At 38.2% G+C, this 19,938-nt stretch carries 23 protein-coding genes and 1 tRNA gene; 16 read left to right on the forward strand and 8 right to left on the reverse strand.

The annotated features are described in order from the left end of the window. Window position 1: 1 nt before the first annotated feature. The 15 genes from uvrA to AABL52_RS01820 all read left to right on the forward strand — a co-directional run bounded on the left by uvrA (window position 2) and on the right by AABL52_RS01820 (window position 14,582). On the forward strand, window positions 2-2,872 hold the full coding sequence (uvrA, locus tag AABL52_RS01750; protein WP_000030974.1) for an excinuclease ABC subunit UvrA: 2,871 nt from the start codon (window positions 2-4) through the stop codon (window positions 2,870-2,872). 59 nt (window positions 2,873-2,931) lie between these two features. Further along, entirely contained in the window at window positions 2,932-3,357 is a 426-nt protein-coding gene (locus AABL52_RS01755; protein WP_341518813.1) for a DUF4275 family protein, read from the forward strand. Window positions 3,358-3,471: 114 nt separating this feature from the next. After that, entirely contained in the window at window positions 3,472-3,852 is a 381-nt protein-coding gene (locus AABL52_RS01760; protein WP_001267308.1) for a phage holin family protein, read from the forward strand. Window positions 3,853-4,008: 156 nt separating this feature from the next. After that, window positions 4,009-4,938 (forward strand): HPr(Ser) kinase/phosphatase, encoded by a 930-nt coding sequence (gene hprK / locus AABL52_RS01765; protein ID WP_001127251.1) that lies wholly within the window; start codon window positions 4,009-4,011, stop codon window positions 4,936-4,938. Between the two features lie 24 nt (window positions 4,939-4,962). Next, window positions 4,963-5,775: a prolipoprotein diacylglyceryl transferase gene (lgt, locus tag AABL52_RS01770; protein WP_341518814.1), complete on the forward strand. Its 813-nt coding sequence runs from the start codon at window positions 4,963-4,965 to the stop codon at window positions 5,773-5,775. 67 nt (window positions 5,776-5,842) lie between these two features. Beyond that, a complete protein-coding gene (gene ppaX / locus AABL52_RS01775; RefSeq protein ID WP_001222404.1) occupies window positions 5,843-6,493 on the forward strand; it encodes a pyrophosphatase PpaX in 651 nt (216 codons plus the stop codon). Between the two features lie 58 nt (window positions 6,494-6,551). Then, window positions 6,552-7,058: an acyltransferase gene (locus AABL52_RS01780; protein WP_341518815.1), complete on the forward strand. Its 507-nt coding sequence runs from the start codon at window positions 6,552-6,554 to the stop codon at window positions 7,056-7,058. Window positions 7,059-7,203: 145 nt separating this feature from the next. Continuing rightward, window positions 7,204-8,715, forward strand: a complete 1,512-nt coding sequence (locus AABL52_RS01785) for a tetratricopeptide repeat protein (protein ID WP_000517699.1) — start codon at window positions 7,204-7,206, stop codon at window positions 8,713-8,715. A gap of 85 nt (window positions 8,716-8,800) precedes the next feature. Then, window positions 8,801-9,757 carry a thioredoxin-disulfide reductase gene (gene trxB / locus AABL52_RS01790; RefSeq protein WP_001288064.1) on the forward strand — a complete coding sequence of 319 codons (957 nt, stop codon included), beginning with the start codon at window positions 8,801-8,803 and terminating at the stop codon, window positions 9,755-9,757. A 161-nt stretch (window positions 9,758-9,918) separates the two neighbouring features. Further along, a complete protein-coding gene (locus AABL52_RS01795; protein ID WP_000455196.1) occupies window positions 9,919-10,725 on the forward strand; it encodes a DUF368 domain-containing protein in 807 nt (268 codons plus the stop codon). Between the two features lie 227 nt (window positions 10,726-10,952). Next, complete coding sequence (locus AABL52_RS01800) at window positions 10,953-11,411, forward strand: NUDIX hydrolase (protein WP_001190080.1); 459 nt, start codon at window positions 10,953-10,955, stop codon at window positions 11,409-11,411. A gap of 20 nt (window positions 11,412-11,431) precedes the next feature. Beyond that, entirely contained in the window at window positions 11,432-12,313 is an 882-nt protein-coding gene (gene rapZ / locus AABL52_RS01805) for an RNase adapter RapZ (protein WP_000138462.1), read from the forward strand. Between the two features lie 3 nt (window positions 12,314-12,316). Further along, window positions 12,317-13,270 carry a gluconeogenesis factor YvcK family protein gene (locus AABL52_RS01810; RefSeq protein ID WP_000712183.1) on the forward strand — a complete coding sequence of 318 codons (954 nt, stop codon included), beginning with the start codon at window positions 12,317-12,319 and terminating at the stop codon, window positions 13,268-13,270. An 89-nt stretch (window positions 13,271-13,359) separates the two neighbouring features. Continuing rightward, window positions 13,360-14,310: a DNA-binding protein WhiA gene (whiA, locus tag AABL52_RS01815; RefSeq protein WP_000006564.1), complete on the forward strand. Its 951-nt coding sequence runs from the start codon at window positions 13,360-13,362 to the stop codon at window positions 14,308-14,310. Between the two features lie 23 nt (window positions 14,311-14,333). After that, entirely contained in the window at window positions 14,334-14,582 is a 249-nt protein-coding gene (locus AABL52_RS01820) for an HPr family phosphocarrier protein (RefSeq protein ID WP_341518816.1), read from the forward strand. 249 nt (window positions 14,583-14,831) lie between these two features. On the opposite strand, the gene clpP is transcribed toward AABL52_RS01820, so the two are convergent. From clpP to AABL52_RS01860, 8 genes are all read right to left on the reverse strand, one after another. Beyond that, window positions 14,832-15,413, reverse strand: a complete 582-nt coding sequence (clpP, locus tag AABL52_RS01825) for an ATP-dependent Clp endopeptidase proteolytic subunit ClpP (RefSeq protein ID WP_001049162.1) — start codon at window positions 15,411-15,413, stop codon at window positions 14,832-14,834. A 241-nt stretch (window positions 15,414-15,654) separates the two neighbouring features. After that, a complete protein-coding gene (locus tag AABL52_RS01830) occupies window positions 15,655-16,524 on the reverse strand; it encodes a DUF421 domain-containing protein (RefSeq protein WP_097845439.1) in 870 nt (289 codons plus the stop codon). A gap of 20 nt (window positions 16,525-16,544) precedes the next feature. Then, window positions 16,545-16,751, reverse strand: a complete 207-nt coding sequence (locus AABL52_RS01835; RefSeq protein WP_000215904.1) for a DUF1657 domain-containing protein — start codon at window positions 16,749-16,751, stop codon at window positions 16,545-16,547. Between the two features lie 9 nt (window positions 16,752-16,760). Beyond that, window positions 16,761-17,111 carry a stage V sporulation protein AE gene (gene spoVAE, locus AABL52_RS01840; protein ID WP_000575922.1) on the reverse strand — a complete coding sequence of 117 codons (351 nt, stop codon included), beginning with the start codon at window positions 17,109-17,111 and terminating at the stop codon, window positions 16,761-16,763. Beyond that, window positions 17,108-18,124 (reverse strand): stage V sporulation protein AD, encoded by a 1,017-nt coding sequence (spoVAD, locus tag AABL52_RS01845; protein WP_000938978.1) that lies wholly within the window; start codon window positions 18,122-18,124, stop codon window positions 17,108-17,110. The genes spoVAE and spoVAD overlap by 4 nt, the downstream gene beginning before the upstream one ends. Further along, the gene (spoVAC, locus tag AABL52_RS01850) at window positions 18,125-18,601 is read right to left on the reverse strand and encodes a stage V sporulation protein AC (RefSeq protein ID WP_000095399.1); all 477 of its coding nucleotides are present in this window, start codon (window positions 18,599-18,601) and stop codon (window positions 18,125-18,127) included. It abuts the gene before it with no gap. Window positions 18,602-18,630: 29 nt separating this feature from the next. Beyond that, window positions 18,631-19,116: a YhcN/YlaJ family sporulation lipoprotein gene (locus AABL52_RS01855; protein ID WP_001228535.1), complete on the reverse strand. Its 486-nt coding sequence runs from the start codon at window positions 19,114-19,116 to the stop codon at window positions 18,631-18,633. 93 nt (window positions 19,117-19,209) lie between these two features. Further along, the gene (locus AABL52_RS01860; protein ID WP_000216160.1) at window positions 19,210-19,416 is read right to left on the reverse strand and encodes a DUF1657 domain-containing protein; all 207 of its coding nucleotides are present in this window, start codon (window positions 19,414-19,416) and stop codon (window positions 19,210-19,212) included. 205 nt (window positions 19,417-19,621) lie between these two features. Between AABL52_RS01860 and AABL52_RS01865 the strand changes: the two genes are divergently transcribed. Continuing rightward, a tRNA-Arg gene (locus tag AABL52_RS01865) sits at window positions 19,622-19,697 on the forward strand. Window positions 19,698-19,938: the final 241 nt, after the last annotated feature.

Raw genomic sequence — 19,938 nt, forward strand, 5'->3', positions numbered from 1 at the left:
CATGAGCAAGGATTTTATTGTTGTAAAAGGTGCTAGAGCACATAACTTAAAAAATATTGATGTAACCATTCCGAGAAATCAGCTTGTTGTTGTGACAGGATTGTCTGGTTCAGGGAAATCATCATTAGCGTTTGATACGATTTATGCAGAAGGGCAGCGCAGATACGTAGAATCGTTATCTGCGTATGCGCGCCAGTTTTTAGGGCAAATGGATAAACCTGACGTGGATACGATTGAAGGCTTATCTCCAGCGATTTCAATCGACCAAAAAACAACGAGTCGCAATCCACGTTCAACTGTCGGAACGGTAACGGAGATTTATGATTATTTACGTCTACTATTTGCGCGAATTGGTACGCCGATTTGTCCGAATCATGGTATTGAAATTACATCACAAACAGTAGAGCAGATGGTAGACCGTGTACTTGAATATCCTGAACGTACGAAATTACAAGTGTTAGCTCCTATCGTTTCTGGACGTAAAGGTGCACATGTGAAAGTGCTTGAAGATATTAAGAAGCAAGGGTATGTTCGTGTACGTGTTGATGGTGAAATGCTTGATGTATCTGAAGATATTGCGTTAGATAAAAACAAGAAGCATTCCATTGAAGTTGTAATTGACCGTATTGTTGTAAAAGAAGGGATTGCAAGCCGTCTTGCGGATTCTCTTGAAAGTGCATTAAAGCTTGGCGGGGGCAGAGTGTTAATTGATGTAATGGGAGAAGAGGAACTTCTATTTAGTGAACATCATGCTTGTCCACATTGTGGTTTTTCAATTGGAGAATTAGAGCCGCGCATGTTCTCATTCAACAGTCCATTCGGAGCATGTCCTTCTTGTGATGGACTTGGTTCAAAGTTAGAGGTAGATTTAGAACTTGTCATTCCGAACTGGGATTTATCATTAAATGAACATGCGATTGCTCCATGGGAACCGACAAGCTCACAATATTACCCGCAGCTTTTACAATCTGTATGTAATCATTACGGCGTTGATATGGATATGCCTGTGAAAGATATACCGAAAGATTTATTTGATAAAGTGTTGTACGGAAGCGGAGAAGAGAAGGTTTATTTCCGCTATGTAAATGAATTTGGTCAAGTAAAGGAAAATGAGATTTTATTTGAAGGGGTTATTCCAAATATTGAACGTCGTTATCGTGAAACGAGTTCGGATTATGTTCGTGAGCAAATGGAGAAATATATGGCAGAGCAAGCTTGTCCGAAGTGTAAAGGTGGACGCTTAAAGCCTGAGAGTTTAGCTGTTTTCGTTGGTGATAAAACGATTGCTGATGTAACGAAGTATTCTGTTCAAGAAGTACAGGAATTCTTCTCAAATGTGGAGCTAACGGAGAAGCAACAAAAAATTGCTCATTTAATTTTAAGAGAAATTCAGGAGCGCGTTGGATTCTTAGTGAACGTTGGTTTAGATTATTTAACGTTAAGTCGTGCCGCAGGAACTTTATCAGGTGGTGAGGCACAGCGTATTCGTTTAGCGACACAAATCGGTTCTCGTCTGACTGGCGTACTTTACATTCTTGATGAGCCTTCTATCGGTTTGCATCAGCGTGATAACGATCGTCTTATTCGCACATTGCAAGAAATGCGTGATTTAGGAAATACGTTAATTGTCGTTGAGCATGATGAAGACACGATGATGGCTGCTGATTATTTACTTGATATCGGACCTGGTGCAGGTATTCACGGTGGTCAAGTTGTGTCAGCAGGTACACCAGCTGAAGTGATGCAGGATGAGAATTCGCTAACAGGTAAGTATTTAAGTGGTAAAGAGTTTATTCCAGTTCCACTTGAAAGACGTAAAGGTGACGGAAGAAAAGTGGAAATTGTCGGCGCAAAGGAGAATAACTTAAAGAATGCGAAGATGTCATTCCCGCTTGGTACGTTTGTAGCGATAACGGGTGTATCTGGTTCCGGTAAAAGTACGATGATTAATGAAGTATTATATAAATCATTAGCGCAAAAGTTATATAAAGCGAAAGCGAAGCCAGGTACTCATAAAGAAATTAAAGGTCTTGAGCATTTAGATAAAGTAATTGATATCGATCAATCGCCAATCGGGCGTACACCACGTTCTAATCCAGCGACGTATACAGGTGTATTCGATGATATTCGTGATGTGTTTGCACAAACGAATGAAGCGAAAGTGCGTGGATATCAAAAAGGACGTTTCAGCTTTAATGTAAAAGGTGGACGTTGTGAAGCGTGCCGTGGTGATGGAATTATTAAAATCGAAATGCACTTCTTACCAGACGTATACGTTCCATGTGAAGTTTGTCACGGTAAACGTTATAACCGCGAAACGTTAGAAGTGAAGTATAAAGATAAGAACATTTCTGAAGTGTTAGGGATGACAATTGAAGACGGGGTAGAGTTCTTCGCTAATATCCCAAAAATTAAGCGTAAACTTCAAACGCTTGTAGATGTAGGGCTTGGTTATATGAAATTAGGGCAACCAGCTACGACGTTATCTGGTGGAGAAGCGCAGCGCGTAAAATTAGCTTCTGAATTACACCGTCGTTCTACTGGGCGTACGTTATATATTTTAGATGAGCCAACGACTGGTTTACATGCACATGATATCGCACGTCTTCTAGAAGTGCTGCAACGTCTTGTTGAGAGCGGTGAGACGGTGCTTGTTATTGAACATAATTTAGATGTAATTAAAACAGCTGATTATATCGTTGACCTTGGACCAGAGGGCGGAGACAAAGGTGGACAAATCGTTGCTTCCGGAACGCCAGAGCAAGTAGTGAAAGAAGAGCGCTCGTATACAGGTAAGTATTTAAAAGATATTTTAGTTCGTGATAAAGCAAGAATGAAAGAGAAAATAAAAGAAGTAGAGTTATCACAATAAGTGTATTATGAAAAACCGAGTGGAAATGACACTCGGTTTTTCGTTCATAGGGGGAGACGATGGAATTTTTAGATGTGTTGCAAAAGAAAAATATGAAAGTAAGGGAGTTTCAAAGTTGGGGTGTATATTTTCGCAAGCGCTGGGAGGGTCATTTTGCAAACCATTTAAGTGATGAGGAAAAAGAAGACATTTTCCTGTATGGAGATAAGTATGCATGTGGCTATCTTTGGCACATATTTAGTTATGAGAAAAAGAAGTGTATAGAGGGTGAAGAAGCGAAAAAGGATTGCTATATATTCTATCAACATTGTGATGATGTACTGCTAATAAAAGATGCAAGTTTATTACATATGGATGATATATTGTGTGAGAGGGACGATATGTATAAAGGGGATATCTATATCGTAGATAAAGCGTTCACTTGGACTTTTGTGAAAACTCATGAACATAGATGGTGTGGCCCTTATTTTGCGAGGAAATGTTAGTAGGTATACAAGCATGGAGAATAGAATAAGTTGATATAAGTGTTTGTATGATACTTGCGTTTATTATCTATTAGCGTATGATGAAATATATATGTCAAAAGGATGTGTAAGAAAATGAGATGGATTGTATCACTTCTTGTAAATAGCGTTGTGTTAATCGCTGTATCGGGACTTTTAAAAGGGATTGCGCCAGACGCGTTTTACGTAGCGAATATACAAACTGCAATTATTGCGAGTATTATCTTGGCCGTTTTAAATGTGTTCGTAAAACCGTTTTTAATTTTAATTACGCTACCGATTACTGTTGTAACTTTCGGGTTCTTCTTAATTGTTATTAATGCGATTACGTTAAAAATAGCAGATTCATTATTAGGAGATGCATTTAATATATCAGGATTTGGTGTAGCGATTGTAGCGGCAATTTGTATTTCAATTTTTAATATGATTATTGAAAAGGCAATTGTGGAACCACTATACGAAAAAAAGAGAAAATGACAAAAAGAAAAACATTTCATGATGTGTATGAAATGTTTTTTTCTATTTATTAGAAACCGTATTTCTTGTTTCCAGAAAAAAATGGTACAATATCCGGTAGAATGGAATTTTACATCAAATGAGACTGAACCCGCAGCGGAGTGGAGGTTTATACATATGCCGAAAGTAAGGACAAAAGATTTAATTGAACAATTTCAATTGGAGTTAATAAGTGGTGAAGAAGGAATTCATCGTCCGATTGATACAAGTGATTTATCACGACCTGGAATTGAAATGGCAGGATTTTTTACATATTATCCAGCTGATCGCGTACAGCTTCTTGGAAAGACGGAGCTTACGTTCTTTGACACGTTAACGACAGAGCAAAAACAAGAGAGAATGAAAGCGCTTTGTACTGAGGAGACGCCATGTATTATTATAACTCGTAATCAAGATGTACCAGATGAGTTACTGCAAGCGTCACGTGAATCGGGTATGCCTTTATTACGTTCTTCTCAAACGACAACAAGATTATCAAGTCGTTTAACAAATTATTTAGAAGGTAAGTTAGCGCCAACAACAGCTGTACATGGTGTGCTAGTAGATATTTACGGTGTTGGTGTTTTAATTACAGGTCAAAGTGGTGTCGGTAAAAGTGAGACAGCTCTTGAACTTGTGAAACGTGGTCACCGCCTTGTTGCGGATGATAGCGTAGAAATTCGCCAAGAAGATGAAGACACATTAGTAGGAAGCTCACCAGATTTAATTGAGCATTTATTAGAAATTCGTGGTCTAGGTATCATTAACGTTATGACGTTATTCGGTGCAGGGGCAGTGCGAAATTATAAGCGTATTACGCTTGTTATTAATCTTGAAATTTGGGATCAAAAGAAAAATTACGATCGCTTAGGTCTTGATGAAGAGAAGATGAAGATTATTGATACAGAACTTACGAAGATTACACTTCCAGTTCGCCCTGGTCGAAACTTGGCTGTTATTATTGAAGTGGCAGCGATGAACTTCCGTCTAAAACGTATGGGCGTCAATGCAGCACAGCAGTTCTCTGAACGATTAATGAGTGCGATTGAGTTAGGAAATCAGGAGTAAACTTTGGAGAAGGAGGTCATACATATGCTGTTAGGTTCTGTACCACAGCTTGACCGCGTAGCGATCCAACTTGGACCGTTTCCTGTTTATTGGTACGGGATTATTATCGGGACAGGTGTGCTATTAGGTCTTTGGCTAGCAACTAGCGAGGGAGAAAGGCTAGGTATTCCAAAAGATACATTTGTTGACCTTGTATTAATTGCAGTACCAATCGCTATTCTATTTGCGAGAATGTACTATGTTATTTTTGAATGGGAATATTACGCGCAAAACCCGAGTCAAATTATTAATATTCGTCAAGGTGGCTTGGCGATTCATGGTGGTTTAATTGGGGCTGTTATTACAGGGATTCTTTTTGCGAAACGCCGCGGGGTTTCATTCTGGAAGTTGGCTGATATTGCTGCGCCAAGTATTTTACTAGGACAAGCAATTGGCCGATGGGGAAACTTTATGAACCAAGAGGCACATGGTGATGAAGTAACGAGACAGTTTTTAGAAGGCCTTCATTTACCGGATTTCATTATTAATCAAATGTATATTGATGGTGTGTACTATCATCCGACGTTTTTATATGAATCATTATGGAATTTTGCAGGTGTCATTTTATTACTTGCATTACGAAAAGTGAACTTGCGACGTGGGGAACTGTTCTTTACATATTTAATTTGGTATTCAGTAGGGCGCTTCTTCGTAGAAGGCTTACGTACAGATAGTTTAATGCTAGGACCACTTCGTATCGCACAAGTAATGTCAATTGGACTTGTTGTTATTTCTATTATTTTCATTATTGTGAGACGAAAAATGGGGCAAGCTGATAAAAGATATTCGGAAAATTAGAGAAAAGTAGCATCTTATTATGAGATGCTGCTTCTTTCATATTCAGGAAAGAGAAAGGACTAAGGCAATGAGAATAAATACAGTGTTATTTGATTTAGATGGAACTTTAATTAATACAAACGAACTTATTATTTCTTCTTTTTTACATGTGTTACATACATATTATCCAGATCAATATAAACGTGAAGATGTATTACCATTCATCGGCCCGTCTTTACATGACACTTTCAGCAAGATTGATGAGAACAAGGTTGAAGAGATGATTACATGTTATCGTCAATTTAACCATGAGCGTCACGATGAATTAGTGGAAGAATATGAAACTGTATATGAAACAGTTCAAGAGTTGAAGAAGCAAGGCTATAAAGTTGGTATTGTTACAACGAAAGCGAGACAAACCGTTGAAATGGGATTAAAGCTGTCAAAGCTTGATGAATTTTTTGATGTTGTCGTGACAATTGATGATGTAGAGCATGTGAAGCCACATCCAGAGCCACTTCAAAAAGCGCTTGAGTTATTAGATGCGAAACCGGAAGAAGCATTGATGGTTGGGGATAACCATCATGATATTGTTGGTGGGCAAAATGCGGGTACGAAAACAGCTGCTGTCTCATGGACGTTGAAAGGTAGAGCGTATTTAGAGGCTTACAAGCCGGACTTTATGCTAGATAAAATGAGTGATTTGCTACCGATTTTGTCTAATATGAACCGGTCATAAGGGTCCGAGTAAGTTAGTAGGGGGTGTATTTCCCTACTTTAGTAGAGGAGCGAGCTAAGTGCGACGGACAACGCGCTATCCTGTTTCGGGAGAGAATTCATTATGGAATGTGTATAAAACAGTGTCCTTTTGGAAGGTAATGAAGAACTTTATTATTATCCAAATTGCGCGTTATACGCCATTTTTATCCGTTAAGAATTGGTTGTACCGCACATTCTTACGGATGAAAGTAGGAAAGAAAACATCATTTGCGCTTATGGTAATGCCGGACATTATGTTCCCAGAAAAGATAACTGTGGGAGAGAATTCAATTGTCGGCTATAACACAACGTTTTTAGCACATGAATATTTAATTCGTGAATATCGACTTGGAGAGATCATCATAGGAAATGAAGTGATGATTGGAGCGAATACGACTATATTACCAGGTGTGAAAATTGGGGATGGCGCGATTATTTCAGCTGGCACACTTGTTCATAGAGATGTCCCAAGTGGTGCTTTCGTGGGTGGAAATCCAATGCGTGTTATTTATACGAAAGAAGAAATGGATGCTAGAGAAGGTTGATGCCAAAAATGTAACATTTCTCTTCTTTTTTAATGAATAAAAAGGAAATAATTGAGTATAATATACTGTTTTGTTTTTTACGGAATCGTTTATACTTATAGATAGAAGAATGTGTGAACGAAGAAAACAAAAAACTGGAGGATATATGGGGAAAAATCAAGGAATATATAAGGAGAACGGACAAGTTATCTCTTTTAATCAATTAGCGGACTTCTTTTATAAAAAAGGGATGAGGGCTTACAAAGGGCAAAAATTGCAAGATGCAATTAAATATTTTCGAAGAGCGGCACAAAGTGAGAAGGAGCCGTTTATTTTATGTCAATTAGCAACAGTATTATCTGAGGCTGGTGAATATCAAGAGTCGAATCAAATCTTCTTTAAGCTTGTTAGATCTAATCCAGAACTTGAACAGTGCTATTATTTTATTGCAAATAATTATGCATATATGGGGCTATTTCAGCAGGCGAAAAAGTATGCGGATCGCTATTTAGAAGTTGCAGAAGAGAAGGAATTTGTAGAAGATACATTAGAATTACTTGAAATTATGGAAGAAGAAGCGATGGGTGCGGAAGAGATTGAGGATGAAGATGATCTAATTGTTATGCAGGAAGAAGCGAATCGTTATATTCGTAACGGACAATTGGAAGAAGCAATTGCTACATTAGAAATTGTTACAAAAGATTATCCGGAATTTTGGTCGGGTCATAATAATTTAGCCATTGCACATTTTCAATCTGGTAATGTAGATAAGGCACTGAAATTAACGGAAATGATTTTAGAGAAAAATCCTGGCAACATACATGCACTTTGTAATACGCTTATTTTTCTATATTCAATTGGAGAGCATAAACAAGTAGAAGCGTTAGCGGAGCAGTTAGTTTCAGTGTATCCAATTTCGTTCGAGCATCGTTTGAAACTTGGAACGACACTTGCCACAATTGGTCATTTTGAGCCTGCATATAAATGGTTCAAAGTATTAAAGCGTCAAGGGTACGAGGGAGACGTTAGTTTTTATTATTGGTTTGCATATTCTGCTTATATGGTGAAAGATCAGCAAGTTGCTGAAAAAATGTGGCAACATGTTGTAGAATTGCACCCTGATAAAAAGGGGAAAGAGCCGTGGAATGCGCTGAATTTAGCAGATGAAGGACAAAACGTATTATTTGAAGAATTACGAAAATCATTTCAGCAAAGTGGGACGCTAGAGGAACAAATGCTAGCTTTATATTTAATGAATGAATTGTCCACGCCAGAGAAGGTGGGATTCTTCTTTGATGTAACGCAGGCGAAGAACGGTGTTCCAATCGTATCGCAACTTGCAAAGTATTTCTTTTTACTTAATAGCCATAAGAGCATTCCGGCTGATTTACAGCAATTTGAACAGTGTGCGCGAATTGCGGATGCTTTATATAATTATACGAAAAAAGATGATGAATTAATCGAAGAGTGCTTACAATTTTGGTTCTGTACGTTCATACGTTTATATACATCTGGGGCAGTTTTCACAAATGTATACGGCTGGTCAGCTGCGGTTGAATATATCGTACGCAGCGAACAAGGAAATAAGATGACACAGTCGGAGCTCGGAGATGTATATAATGTATCTGTAGCGACTGTTCGAAAGTATGTGCAGGCTGTTAAGCGTACGCACACATAGGGTAAGCAAATCATTGGGAAAAAAATGATGCTAACAGTATAATGAGGGTAACTTAATTGTGTAGGAATGAATAGGAGTGAATAGTGTGTCAGAAGAAAAAATTTATGATGTCATTATTATTGGTGCAGGACCAGCTGGTATGACAGCTGCAGTATATACATCTCGTGCGAATTTAAGCACATTAATGCTTGAGCGTGGTATCCCAGGTGGCCAAATGGCAAACACAGAAGATGTAGAAAACTACCCAGGTTATGAGTCTATTTTAGGACCAGACTTATCGAATAAAATGTTCGAGCATGCGAAGAAATTTGGTGCTGAATATGCATACGGTGATGTGAAAGCAGTCATCGATGGTAAAGAATACAAAACAATTATTGCTGGTAAAAAAGAATATAAAGCACGTGCAATTATCGTTGCAAGCGGTGCAGAGTATAAAAAAATTGGTGTGCCAGGCGAAGCTGAACTTGGCGGACGCGGTGTATCATATTGTGCAGTATGTGATGGGGCTTTCTTTAAAGGAAAAGAACTTGTAGTTATTGGTGGCGGAGATTCTGCTGTTGAAGAGGGTGTGTTCTTAACACGCTTCGCATCGAAGGTAACAATTGTTCACCGTCGTGACACGCTTCGTGCACAGAAAATTTTACAAGATCGTGCTTTCCAAAACGAGAAAGTAGATTTCATTTGGAATCATACTATTAAAGAAATTAACGATGCAAATGGTAAAGTAGGAAGCGTAACACTTGTAGACGTAAACAGTGGAGAAGAGAAAGAAGTCAAAACTGATGGCGTATTCATATACATCGGTATGTTACCATTATCAAAACCATTTGTTGAACTAGGTATTACAAATGAAAATGGTTACCTTGAAACAAACGAGCGTATGGAAACGAAAGTTCCAGGTATTTTCGCAGCTGGAGATGTTCGTGAAAAAATGCTACGTCAAATTGTAACTGCAACTGGTGATGGTAGTATCGCAGCACAAAGTGCACAACATTACGTAGAAGAATTATTAGAAGAACTAAAAACTGTATCAGAAAAGTAAGGGATAACATACCTTTTGAGAAGAAAGCTACCGATAGGAGCTTTCTTCTTTTTTGTGAAAATGTCAAAGTTTTGTCAAAAAATATTAGGATTATAAGCTTTCTTATTGATATACTGGACTTTACGGAAAAATCACTATAAGAAATGAGGAATTTATTCAGTATGGAATGGCGTAATATATATCGTGGATTTTGTATGGGCGTTAGTGATTTAATTCCTGGTGTGAGCGGCGGTACAATCGCTGTTGTGTTAGGAATTTACGAACAATTACTTGCGGCAATTAGTGGATTCTTTAGTCGTGAATGGAAAAAACATTTAGGATTTTTAATTCCCCTTGCAGCTGGTGTGGCAGCAGCGTTTTTAACATTAAGCCACGTTATTAAATATTTACTTGCAAATCATTATGAACCGACTCAATTTTTCTTCCTCGGTTTAATTATTAGTATATTACCGATGTTAATGAGAGAAGCTGATGCAAAGTCTTCGTTTAAAGGTAAGCACATTGTTTTACTAATCGTTGCAGCAATTCTTGTTGCGATTACAGCTTTCTTTAAGCCAGATAAGGCAGCAGATCCAATTACAACGTTAACAATTTTAAATGCAATTGGTTTATTTTTCGCAGGATGGATGGCTAGTATGGCCATGTTGCTTCCTGGAATTAGCGGATCATTTATTTTATTAATTATTGGTGTGTATCCGACGGCAATTAATGCTTTAACTACACTGAACTTACCTTTAATCGTAGTTATCGGTGCTGGTGTTATGGTAGGATTCGTTGTAAGTAGTAAAGGAATTAGTTTCTTGTTAGATCGTTATAAAAGTATGACATTTGCGGCAATTATTGGACTTGTTATCGGCTCAATTGTAATTGTATTCCCTGGTATTCCAACTGGAGGATTTTCAATTATAAGTTCAATTATTACCTTTATTTTAGGATTTGCGATTGTTACTTATTTCGGTAAGAAATAAGGACTTTAATCCCCTTGGCGATAAAAATCGTTAAGGGGATTTTTCATGCTATTCATTGAAAGTCTAGGCATTTACATTGCTTGTTCTAGAAAGCTTTTTTAAAATTGTTGAGTATCAGTACTTAGCGAAAGGGGACTGGCTCCTTCGTTGTAGCAAACTGTTTTTGATAGTATAATGAAATGAGTATGCAGTGAGAAATTTACTGCAAGTAGCTGAGGTGAAGAAACATGCAAAGAGTGACAAACTGTGTGTTAATTAGAGATAATGAAGTGCTCTTACTCCAAAAACCTCGCCGAAATTGGTGGGTTGCACCAGGCGGGAAAATGGAGCGTGGTGAGACTGTAAGAGATTCCGTTGTTCGCGAGTATCGTGAAGAAACAGGTATTTATTTAAAGAACCCAGCGTTAAAAGGGGTCTTCACCTTTGTCATCCAAGAAGGTGATAAAGTTGTTTCTGAATGGATGATGTTCTCCTTTTTAGCGACAGATTTTGCAGGAGAAAACAAACTAGAGAGCGAAGAAGGCATCATTGGTTGGCATACATTTGACAAAATTGATGATTTAGCAATGGCGCCAGGAGATTATCACATTATTGATTATTTAATTAAAGGAAATGGCATAATCTACGGTACATTTGTATATACCCCAGATTTTGAGTTGCTTTCATATCGATTAGATCCGAGTTAAACCGTCAAGGAGAGGATACGATGACAGAGAATAATGATATAAAAATGGTAATTATTACAGGAATGTCTGGAGCTGGAAAGACAGTAGCTTTACAAAGTTTTGAAGATTTAGGATATTTCTGTGTTGATAATTTACCACCGATGTTATTGCCAAAGTTTATTGAGCTTATGGCGGATTCAAAAGGAAAAATGAATAAAGTAGCACTTGGCGTTGATTTACGTGGCCGAGAGTTTTTCGAACATTTATGGGGAGCACTTGATGATTTATCAGAACGCACATGGATTATTCCTCATATTTTATTCTTAGATGCGAAAGATGGCACGCTTGTAACGCGTTATAAAGAAACGAGACGTTCGCATCCACTTGCACCAACTGGTTTGCCGTTAAAGGGAATCGAAATGGAGCGCAGCTTATTAACTGATATGAAGGCACGAGCGAATATTGTGCTTGATACATCGGATTTAAAACCGAAAGAATTACGTGAAAAAATTGTTCATCTGTTTTCAACTGAAACTGAGCAAGCATTTCGTGTAAATGTTATGTCATTTGGATTTAAGTACGGTATTCCAATTGATGCAGATTTAGTATTTGATGTTCGTTTTTTACCAAATCCATATTACATTCCACATATGAAGCCATTAACAGGACTAGATGAGGAAGTTTCATCGTATGTGCTGAAATTTAATGAGACACATAAGTTTTTAGAGAAATTGACGGATCTTATTACTTTCATGCTGCCTCATTATAAAAGAGAAGGCAAGAGTCAACTTGTAATCGCAATTGGATGTACAGGTGGACAGCATCGTTCTGTTACGCTTACAGAATACCTTGGGAAACATTTGAAACCAGAGTATAGCGTTCATGTATCTCATCGTGATGTGGAGAAGAGAAAGGGCCATTAAGGGATGAAAAAGGAGAGAAAACCTAAAATTGTTATCATGGGAGGCGGTACTGGACTCTCTGTTTTATTACGAGGATTAAAACAATATCCAGTTGATATTACAGCAGTTGTTACAATCGCGGATGATGGTGGCAGTTCAGGTAGATTACGTGATGAGCTAGAAATTCCACCCCCAGGTGACATTCGTAACGTACTTGTTGCGTTATCAGATGTAGAGCCGCTGGTGGAAGCTTTATTCCAGCATCGTTTCACAACGGGAGACGGTCTGAAAGGTCATGCGTTAGGAAATTTATTATTGGCGGGTATGACCTCGATTACAGGAGACTTTTTCCATGCGATTACGGAAACGAGTAAAGTATTAAACGTCAGAGGACGTGTGTTACCGGCAGCGAATCAAAGTGCGGTACTTCATGCGGAACTAGAAGATGGAGAAATTGTAACAGGTGAATCAAAGATTCCTTATTACGGAAAGAAGATTAACCGCGTCTTTTTAACTCCAGAAGATGTAGAGCCGTTACATGAAACGTTGGCTGAGATTAAACGAGCTGATTTACTTGTTTTTGGTCCAGGAAGTTTGTATACGAGTATATTACCGAATTTAGTTGTTAACAAAATTGGGGACGCTGTTCTTGCTGCAAAAGCAAAGAAGGTATATGTGTGTAATGTTATGACGCAAGCTGGTGAAACGATGGGATATACTGCGTTTGACCATGTGCAGGCGTTACATGATCATTTAGGTAAACCATTTATCGATACTGCAATTGTAAATAACCGTGATATTCCTTGTGAATTACGTCAGTTATATGAGGAAGAAATGTCGGCACCAGTTGTAGTAGATGAAGAGCGTTTTGCAGAGAGCAATATTGATGTCATTCAAGATCAATTAGCGAAGTATGATGATCGTGTTGTAAGGCACGATACATTAAAACTAGCTTCTATTTTATATTCACTGTTGTAGATGTGCGTTGCCTCGTTTGAGGTAACGCTCATCCTTTCATATAGGACAAGATTTTTGTTCCAAAGTAATCGTATAAGGAGGTGTTGACTGTGTCATTTGCATCAGAAACAAAGAAAGAGTTGACGAATCTTGAGATGAAGGAATGCTGTGAGAAAGCAGAATTATCAGCGTTACTTCGAATGAACGGATCGCTTTCTTTTTCAAATCGTCGTCTATCTATCGATATTCAAACGGAGAATGCGGCAATTGCAAGAAGGATTTATACGCTTTTGAAAAAAGGATATGACGTGACGGTAGAATTACTTGTTCGTAAAAAAATGCGATTGAAGAAAAATAATGTATATATTGTGCGGCTTGTTGAGAAGTCTCGTGAAATATTAGCTGATCTTCATATTGTTCGAGACGACTTTTCATTTATCCGAAATATATCACAAGAATTGATTGAGAAGAAATGTTGTAAACGATCGTATTTACGCGGTGCATTTTTAGCAGGTGGTTCAGTAAATAACCCAGAAACATCATCTTATCATTTAGAGGTCTTTTCGTTATATAAGGAACATAATGATGCTATATGTGAACTGATGAACGGATTTGATTTAAATAGTAAGACGTTGGAAAGAAGAAAAGGGTACATTACGTATTTGAAAGAAGCAGAAAAGATTACGGAGTTTTTAAATATTATAGGTGCTCATAATGCACTTTTAAGATTTGAAGACATTCGAATCGTTCGCGATATGCGTAATTCAGTAAATCGTTTAGTGAACTGTGAAACAGCCAATTTAAATAAAACAATTGGTGCAGCGCTAAGGCAGATTGAAAATATCCGTTATATTGATGAGACAGTTGGTCTTGATATATTGCCAGATAAACTGCGAGAAATTGCACAATTACGAAGAGATTATCAAGATGTAACATTGAAAGAGTTAGGCGAGATGGTATCCGGGGGGAAAATTAGTAAATCGGGTATTAATCATCGTTTGCGTAAAATCGATGAGATTGCAGAGAAATTACGTGCGGGGGAAACGGTAGCAAAAAAATAAGAGGTTAAAGGGGAAATGGAGCTGTGGTTCAAAAAAGAGTTAAGGTTTCATTAAAAAACGGTTTACAAGCACGTCCGGCTGCGTTGTTTGTACAAGAGGCCAATCGCTTTCATGCGGATATCTTTATCGAGAAAGATGGAAAGACAGTGAATGCAAAGAGCATAATGGGGATTATGAGCTTAGCAATTGGAACTGGTAGCATGATAACAATTACAACAGAAGGTTCAGATGCAGAAGAGGCTTTAGAAGCATTAGCTGCATATATGCAATAAAAAGTTATCGCGCATGTGCGATAGCTTTTTTGTTTTGTTGTTTGTTATTGGGAGGCTGGGGTATGCGAGTGCGGAGGCCACACTATAAAAAAAGCGCCCTGTTATAGGGCGCTTCCGCTTTAAATCTATCTAGCTCCAGCGGCTAGAATGGTCGGTGGCTTCGCTTCTTCCGACGAGGTAAAAAGCACCTCTTTGTCAGAAGCTCCATCCTCCTCCCATTCTAAACGAGCCGCTTCCGCTTTAAATCTATTAACGATTTGTAAAGATCTTATCGATTAAACCGTATTCTAAAGCTTTTTCTGCTGTCATGAAGTTGTCGCGGTCTGTGTCGCGTTGTAGTACTTCAAGTGGTTGACCTGTGCGGTCAGCAAGAATTTGGTTTAGTTTTTCACGTAAGAATAGGATACGTTTTGCAGCGATTTCGATTTCAGTCGCTTGACCTTGTGCTCCGCCAAGTGGTTGGTGAATCATTACTTCACTGTTTGGAAGTGCATAACGTTTTCCTTTTTCACCTGCTGCAAGTAAGAATGCACCCATAGATGCAGCCATACCGATACAGATTGTTGATACTTGTGGTTTAATAAACTGCATTGTATCGTAAATTGCCATACCTGCTGTGATAGAACCACCAGGGCTGTTGATGTAGATGTGAATATCTTTTTCTGGATCTTGAGATTCCAAGAATAAAAGCTGGGAAACGATTGAGTTAGCTACGTTGTCATCAATTGCACTACCAAGCATAATGATGCGGTCTTTTAATAGTCGAGAGTAAATATCGTAAGCGCGTTCTCCACGATTTGTTTGTTCAATTACTGTAGGAATTAAATTCATCTGTTATTTCCTCCTTCTAAAGCTTTCTTAGTCTTATAATACAATTATGGTCAATAAAGGTCAAACGAAACCACTTTAAATCAAAAAAATATGTAGTTGTACCATGAAATATTCGCTATGTTTTTGAAATTCCCTGCTTATGTATCTTCAACATCATAACCGAATTACATAAATTTAAACGTTATAAAAACTGTAGAAAAAAAGAAAAGAACGCCTTTTTACTACAGCGTTCTTTCGATATTTATTCTTTTAAAAGATAGGTTACTTTATTTAAAATCTTTTCGATGTTTTTCGCGTTTTTACTATACATTTCGCTTGCTGATTTCGACTTTGTTTCTAGGGAAAATAGTTCAAGATCAGCATGACATTTTTTTAAAGATGCTAATAATAAAGGCTTGTTTTGAGGAGAAGGCATTTGTAGTTTGTCATTATAAATGTCGATAGTAAGTTGCCCATATGAATCCACTTGACCGAGAAAGACATTTTCAATAACAACACCGAGCTTTTCTAGTTCAGAATGTAACCAAGCACGGTTATGTCCGCTTGAGGATAAAGGTTCATCTAAGACATTTCCATCCATAATAACAGTTTGTGGTTCTTTTTCATTTGGTACTTTTAAGCCGATGTCTTTTGCTGTAAGTGGCTGAGAATCTTTCTTTAATAGTACATTTAATTCTCCGCTTGGTTCTAAGACAGCAAATTCGACTTCAGCTACGCTGAAAGCATTTTTTCCGCGAAGAAGTTCCAGTAATTCGTCACTTGTATATTTTTCTTTCTTTAAGTTGTCTTCAAGTATCTTTCCATCTTTTATTAGTACGGTAGATTTTCCTTCAAAAAAATCTCGAGCTGTTTTGTTCTTTAAAGAGAGGATTCCTGTTAAAAAAGGTACCACAGCGAAAATGAGTATCGCAAAGACGCCGTGGAAAAATTTTGAATCGAGCCCTGTAGATACTTGGGCAGCAATGTCACCGATTGTCATTCCGGCTATGTATTCAAAAAAGGAGAGCTGAGAGATTTGTCTTTTCCCTAACCATTTTGTAATAGCGAATAAAATAATTAATATGAATACAGAGCGAAGAATGACAAGTGTCCATTCCGGCAGGTGAGACATAGTCATTTCCTCCAGTCTACTTAAAACCCTTTATATTGAGGTTCTTCACGTTCTAATACTGAAACTCTATTCTGTAAATCAGTGATGATGTTGTCCATTTCTAACATGCATTCATGAAATACACGTTTTGATTCCGCGTCTTGTGAATTTAGTGAAAGAGAGCTTAAACTTGCTTGAGCACCTCTTACACTAGCGAGGCAGGTTTTAACGCTAGCGATAACTGTCATACGAACACCTTATCCTTTCGGTTTGAATAGCAATGCACCAATGAAGCCGAAAATAATAGCTGCTGATACACCGGCGCTCGTTACTTTAAACATACCGGTGATGACGCCGACGATGCCATGTTTTGCAGCTTCTTCCATTGCGCCGTGAACGAGGGCATTACCGAAACTTGTAATAGGTACAGTTGCCCCGGCTCCAGCAAAATCAATTAATGGTTCATACAGGTTGAATCCGTCCAGTATAGCGCCGACAACAACAAGTGTTGCCATTGTATGAGCGGGTGTTAATTTGCCGACATCAAACATAAGTTGTCCGATTACACATATGAGTCCACCAATGACGAAAGCCCAGAAAAAAATCATTGCGTTGCACCTCCAAATTCAATCGAAACGGCATGAGCGATACACGGAATCGTTTCTTCTTGTTGGAATGTAAGTGGAGATAGTAAAGCGCCTGTCGCAACGACAAGTATTTTTTTGAACTCTCCTCTTTTCATTCGGTTTAATAAATGACCGTACACAACTGTTGCGGAACATCCTGGTCCACTTGCCCCAGCTATGACTGGTTGTCCGTCTCTGTAAATAATGATCCCGCAATCTTGGAATTGTTCGCTCGTTACTTTTGTTCCGTGTTTATGTAGTAGGTCGTAGGCAATTTCGCGACCGACATGTCCAAGGTCACCTGTTACGATTAAGTCGTAATAAGAGGCGTCAATTTGTCGTTCGCGTAAATGAGCTTCAATCGTATCGACAGCCGCTGGGGCCATCGCACCACCCATATTAAAAGGATCTGTTAATCCCATATCAATCACTCGTCCGATTGTTGCAGATGTTACTCTAGGACCATGTCCAGTGTCGCTTAAAATAGCTGCGCCAGCTCCGGTTACTGTCCATTGTGCGGTAGGAGGTTTTTGGCCGCCATATTCAGTTGGATACCGGAATTGTTTTTCTACAGCGGCATTATGGCTGGATGCCCCGGTTAATAAATATTTTGCGCCTTTTGCATTTACAATGCTTGCCCCGAGTGCTAAGCCTTCCATTGAAGTAGAACATGCTCCGAATAATCCGAGGTATGGTGTTCCGAGTGTACGGCAGGCAAAGCTTGTTGGAGTGATTTGATTAATTAAATCTCCTGCAAGTACAAATTGAATATCGTCTTTACGAAGCTTGGCTTTTTCAGTAGCACGGCTACAAGCTTCTTCGAATAAAATTTTATGGGCTTTTTCATAGGAATCCTGTCCGAGCCATAAATCTTCATGAAGGATATCGAAGTCTTCTGGAATGTTCCCTTTTGCTTCAAACGGTCCACCAACGACTCCTGTTGAAATAATAACGGGCTTATTTTCAAATACCCACGTTCGGTGTCCTTGTAACATTTATAGCCCTCCCCATTGAACGAGAATCGTTTTAATAAGTGCGATGACGAAAGCTGAAAATACACCAAATAAAATAACAGAACCGGCTAATTTAAACATATTTCCTCCAACGCCGAGTACGAACCCTTCAGTTCGGTGTTCGATACATGCGGCAATAACAGAGTTCCCGAATCCAGTAACGGGTACAGCTGTGCCTGCTCCAGCAAACTGCCCAAAGCGGTCATATATACCGAATCCAGTTAGCAACATGGAGATGAAAATAAGAGTTGCGACTGTTGGATTTCCTGCGGAACGCTCAGTGAAATCAAAATATGTGATGTAAAAAGTAGAAATGAGTTGTCCGATGAAGCAAATAAAACCACCGACGAAAAAGGCTTTTATACAATTTTTCAAGACAGGACGCTTCGGTTCTCGTTCTTGCTCGAATTTTTTATACTCCTGTTGTACAGGGGTTAAGTTCTTATCTTTACTAGACATTGCGATCCTTCCTTTTCTTTTAAAAAGCGTTAAGTGTTAGACTCCATTTTTTTTCCGATGAGTTTTAATTGCTTATTAATCTCATCTTTAGATACTTTTTTTTCCTTAATCTTTCTTTCAAGCTTTTCGAGTAACATAAAGATTTTTTTATCTGTACTTACACGAACATCGAAAGTAGGATGTTCATCACTTAGCTGCTTTTGAAGCTTCTTACGTAAAGGTTTTAATCCAAACCTTTCGTGGTGCTCCGGTGTAACTGCTATGTAGAGATCTAAATTTGAATTCACTGCTGTGCTTTTTATAATTTCATCCATAGCGAGAGCCCTTTTCTTGGCTCCTTGTGATATAGATTGATTAAAGGATTCCGTACTCGTCTTTGTTAATTTGGGACCTTTCTCTTTCTCCGTTCGTTTTGCTTCTTCTTTCACTTTTTTATCTAAGGGACTATTATCACATCCGGTAAAAGAGCTACATAGAAGGGCAAATAACGCGGTTATGAGGCCGAGTTTTCGCATGATTATCATTCCATTTCTATTGCAATATGTAATGTGATAGAAAAAGGATGACTGCATATCATCCTTTTTCTATTTCACAGCATGACGAATACGTTATTGCTGTGAGTATTGTGGTTCTTCTTGTTGGACTTCTTCAACGCGTGGATTTAAAGAATCGATAATCGTTTGCGTTTGCTCTGCAGCTGTTTGGAAAAGTTGCTTTGCTTGTTGGTTATCCGTATCAAGAGCGAATCCCTCTAAGCTCGCTTGTGCACTTTTTAATCCAGAAACAGTTTGCTTTAGTTTTGTAATTACAGTCATTGAATGAAGCCCCCTTTGGAATATCAATTCAAAGGTTATAATTTGTGAGTTGGGGTAAATTTATGATTGGAAAATTTAGGGGAGAGTGCCTGGTTAATATACTACTAACTAAGGTGTATAAAGGATTACGGGGATATTTTTATTGATTTAGATGGATTTTATTGCTATTATTATGGAAAGAAAATGAAGTGTTTTCTATAATCATGCGCCCATAGCTCAGTCGGATAGAGCGGTGGTTTCCGGTACCACGTCTGCCGGGGGTTCGAATCCCTCTGGGCGCGTCAAAAAGTCCTAACTTACGTATTGTAGGTTAGGACTTTTTTATTTCCCTCTTGTTATATCTAGTAATAAGATTTACTATTAGTACTTGATAATAACTTTTTCGGTTTATTATTTTCTTTCAATATTATTCAAATTTCAGTTGTAAGTTGTAAATCTCATTAATACATATAAATTAATAATATTTTGGAATGGGTGTCTGTCATAGGATTCTCCTTTTACCAAACTTATTGTACAATAGAA

It is taken from the genome of Bacillus paramobilis (assembly GCF_038096195.1).
Taxonomy (GTDB): domain Bacteria; phylum Bacillota; class Bacilli; order Bacillales; family Bacillaceae_G; genus Bacillus_A; species Bacillus_A mobilis.

What these genes read in the sequence shown, in the direction of transcription:
- uvrA (WP_000030974.1), top strand. Translation starts at nt 2, where the DNA reads ATGAGCAAGGATTTTATTGTTGTAAAAGGTGCTAGAGCACATAACTTA.
- AABL52_RS01755 (WP_341518813.1), top strand. Translation starts at nt 2,932, where the DNA reads ATGGAATTTTTAGATGTGTTGCAAAAGAAAAATATGAAAGTAAGGGAG.
- AABL52_RS01760 (WP_001267308.1), top strand. Translation starts at nt 3,472, where the DNA reads ATGAGATGGATTGTATCACTTCTTGTAAATAGCGTTGTGTTAATCGCT.
- hprK (WP_001127251.1), top strand. Translation starts at nt 4,009, where the DNA reads ATGCCGAAAGTAAGGACAAAAGATTTAATTGAACAATTTCAATTGGAG.
- lgt (WP_341518814.1), top strand. Translation starts at nt 4,963, where the DNA reads ATGCTGTTAGGTTCTGTACCACAGCTTGACCGCGTAGCGATCCAACTT.
- ppaX (WP_001222404.1), top strand. Translation starts at nt 5,843, where the DNA reads ATGAGAATAAATACAGTGTTATTTGATTTAGATGGAACTTTAATTAAT.
- AABL52_RS01785 (WP_000517699.1), top strand. Translation starts at nt 7,204, where the DNA reads ATGGGGAAAAATCAAGGAATATATAAGGAGAACGGACAAGTTATCTCT.
- AABL52_RS01795 (WP_000455196.1), top strand. Translation starts at nt 9,919, where the DNA reads ATGGAATGGCGTAATATATATCGTGGATTTTGTATGGGCGTTAGTGAT.
- AABL52_RS01800 (WP_001190080.1), top strand. Translation starts at nt 10,953, where the DNA reads ATGCAAAGAGTGACAAACTGTGTGTTAATTAGAGATAATGAAGTGCTC.
- rapZ (WP_000138462.1), top strand. Translation starts at nt 11,432, where the DNA reads ATGACAGAGAATAATGATATAAAAATGGTAATTATTACAGGAATGTCT.
- AABL52_RS01810 (WP_000712183.1), top strand. Translation starts at nt 12,317, where the DNA reads ATGAAAAAGGAGAGAAAACCTAAAATTGTTATCATGGGAGGCGGTACT.
- clpP (WP_001049162.1), bottom strand. Translation starts at nt 15,413, where the DNA reads ATGAATTTAATTCCTACAGTAATTGAACAAACAAATCGTGGAGAACGC.
- AABL52_RS01830 (WP_097845439.1), bottom strand. Translation starts at nt 16,524, where the DNA reads ATGTCTCACCTGCCGGAATGGACACTTGTCATTCTTCGCTCTGTATTC.
- AABL52_RS01835 (WP_000215904.1), bottom strand. Translation starts at nt 16,751, where the DNA reads ATGACAGTTATCGCTAGCGTTAAAACCTGCCTCGCTAGTGTAAGAGGT.
- spoVAE (WP_000575922.1), bottom strand. Translation starts at nt 17,111, where the DNA reads ATGATTTTTTTCTGGGCTTTCGTCATTGGTGGACTCATATGTGTAATC.
- spoVAD (WP_000938978.1), bottom strand. Translation starts at nt 18,124, where the DNA reads ATGTTACAAGGACACCGAACGTGGGTATTTGAAAATAAGCCCGTTATT.
- spoVAC (WP_000095399.1), bottom strand. Translation starts at nt 18,601, where the DNA reads ATGTCTAGTAAAGATAAGAACTTAACCCCTGTACAACAGGAGTATAAA.
- AABL52_RS01855 (WP_001228535.1), bottom strand. Translation starts at nt 19,116, where the DNA reads ATGCGAAAACTCGGCCTCATAACCGCGTTATTTGCCCTTCTATGTAGC.
- AABL52_RS01860 (WP_000216160.1), bottom strand. Translation starts at nt 19,416, where the DNA reads ATGACTGTAATTACAAAACTAAAGCAAACTGTTTCTGGATTAAAAAGT.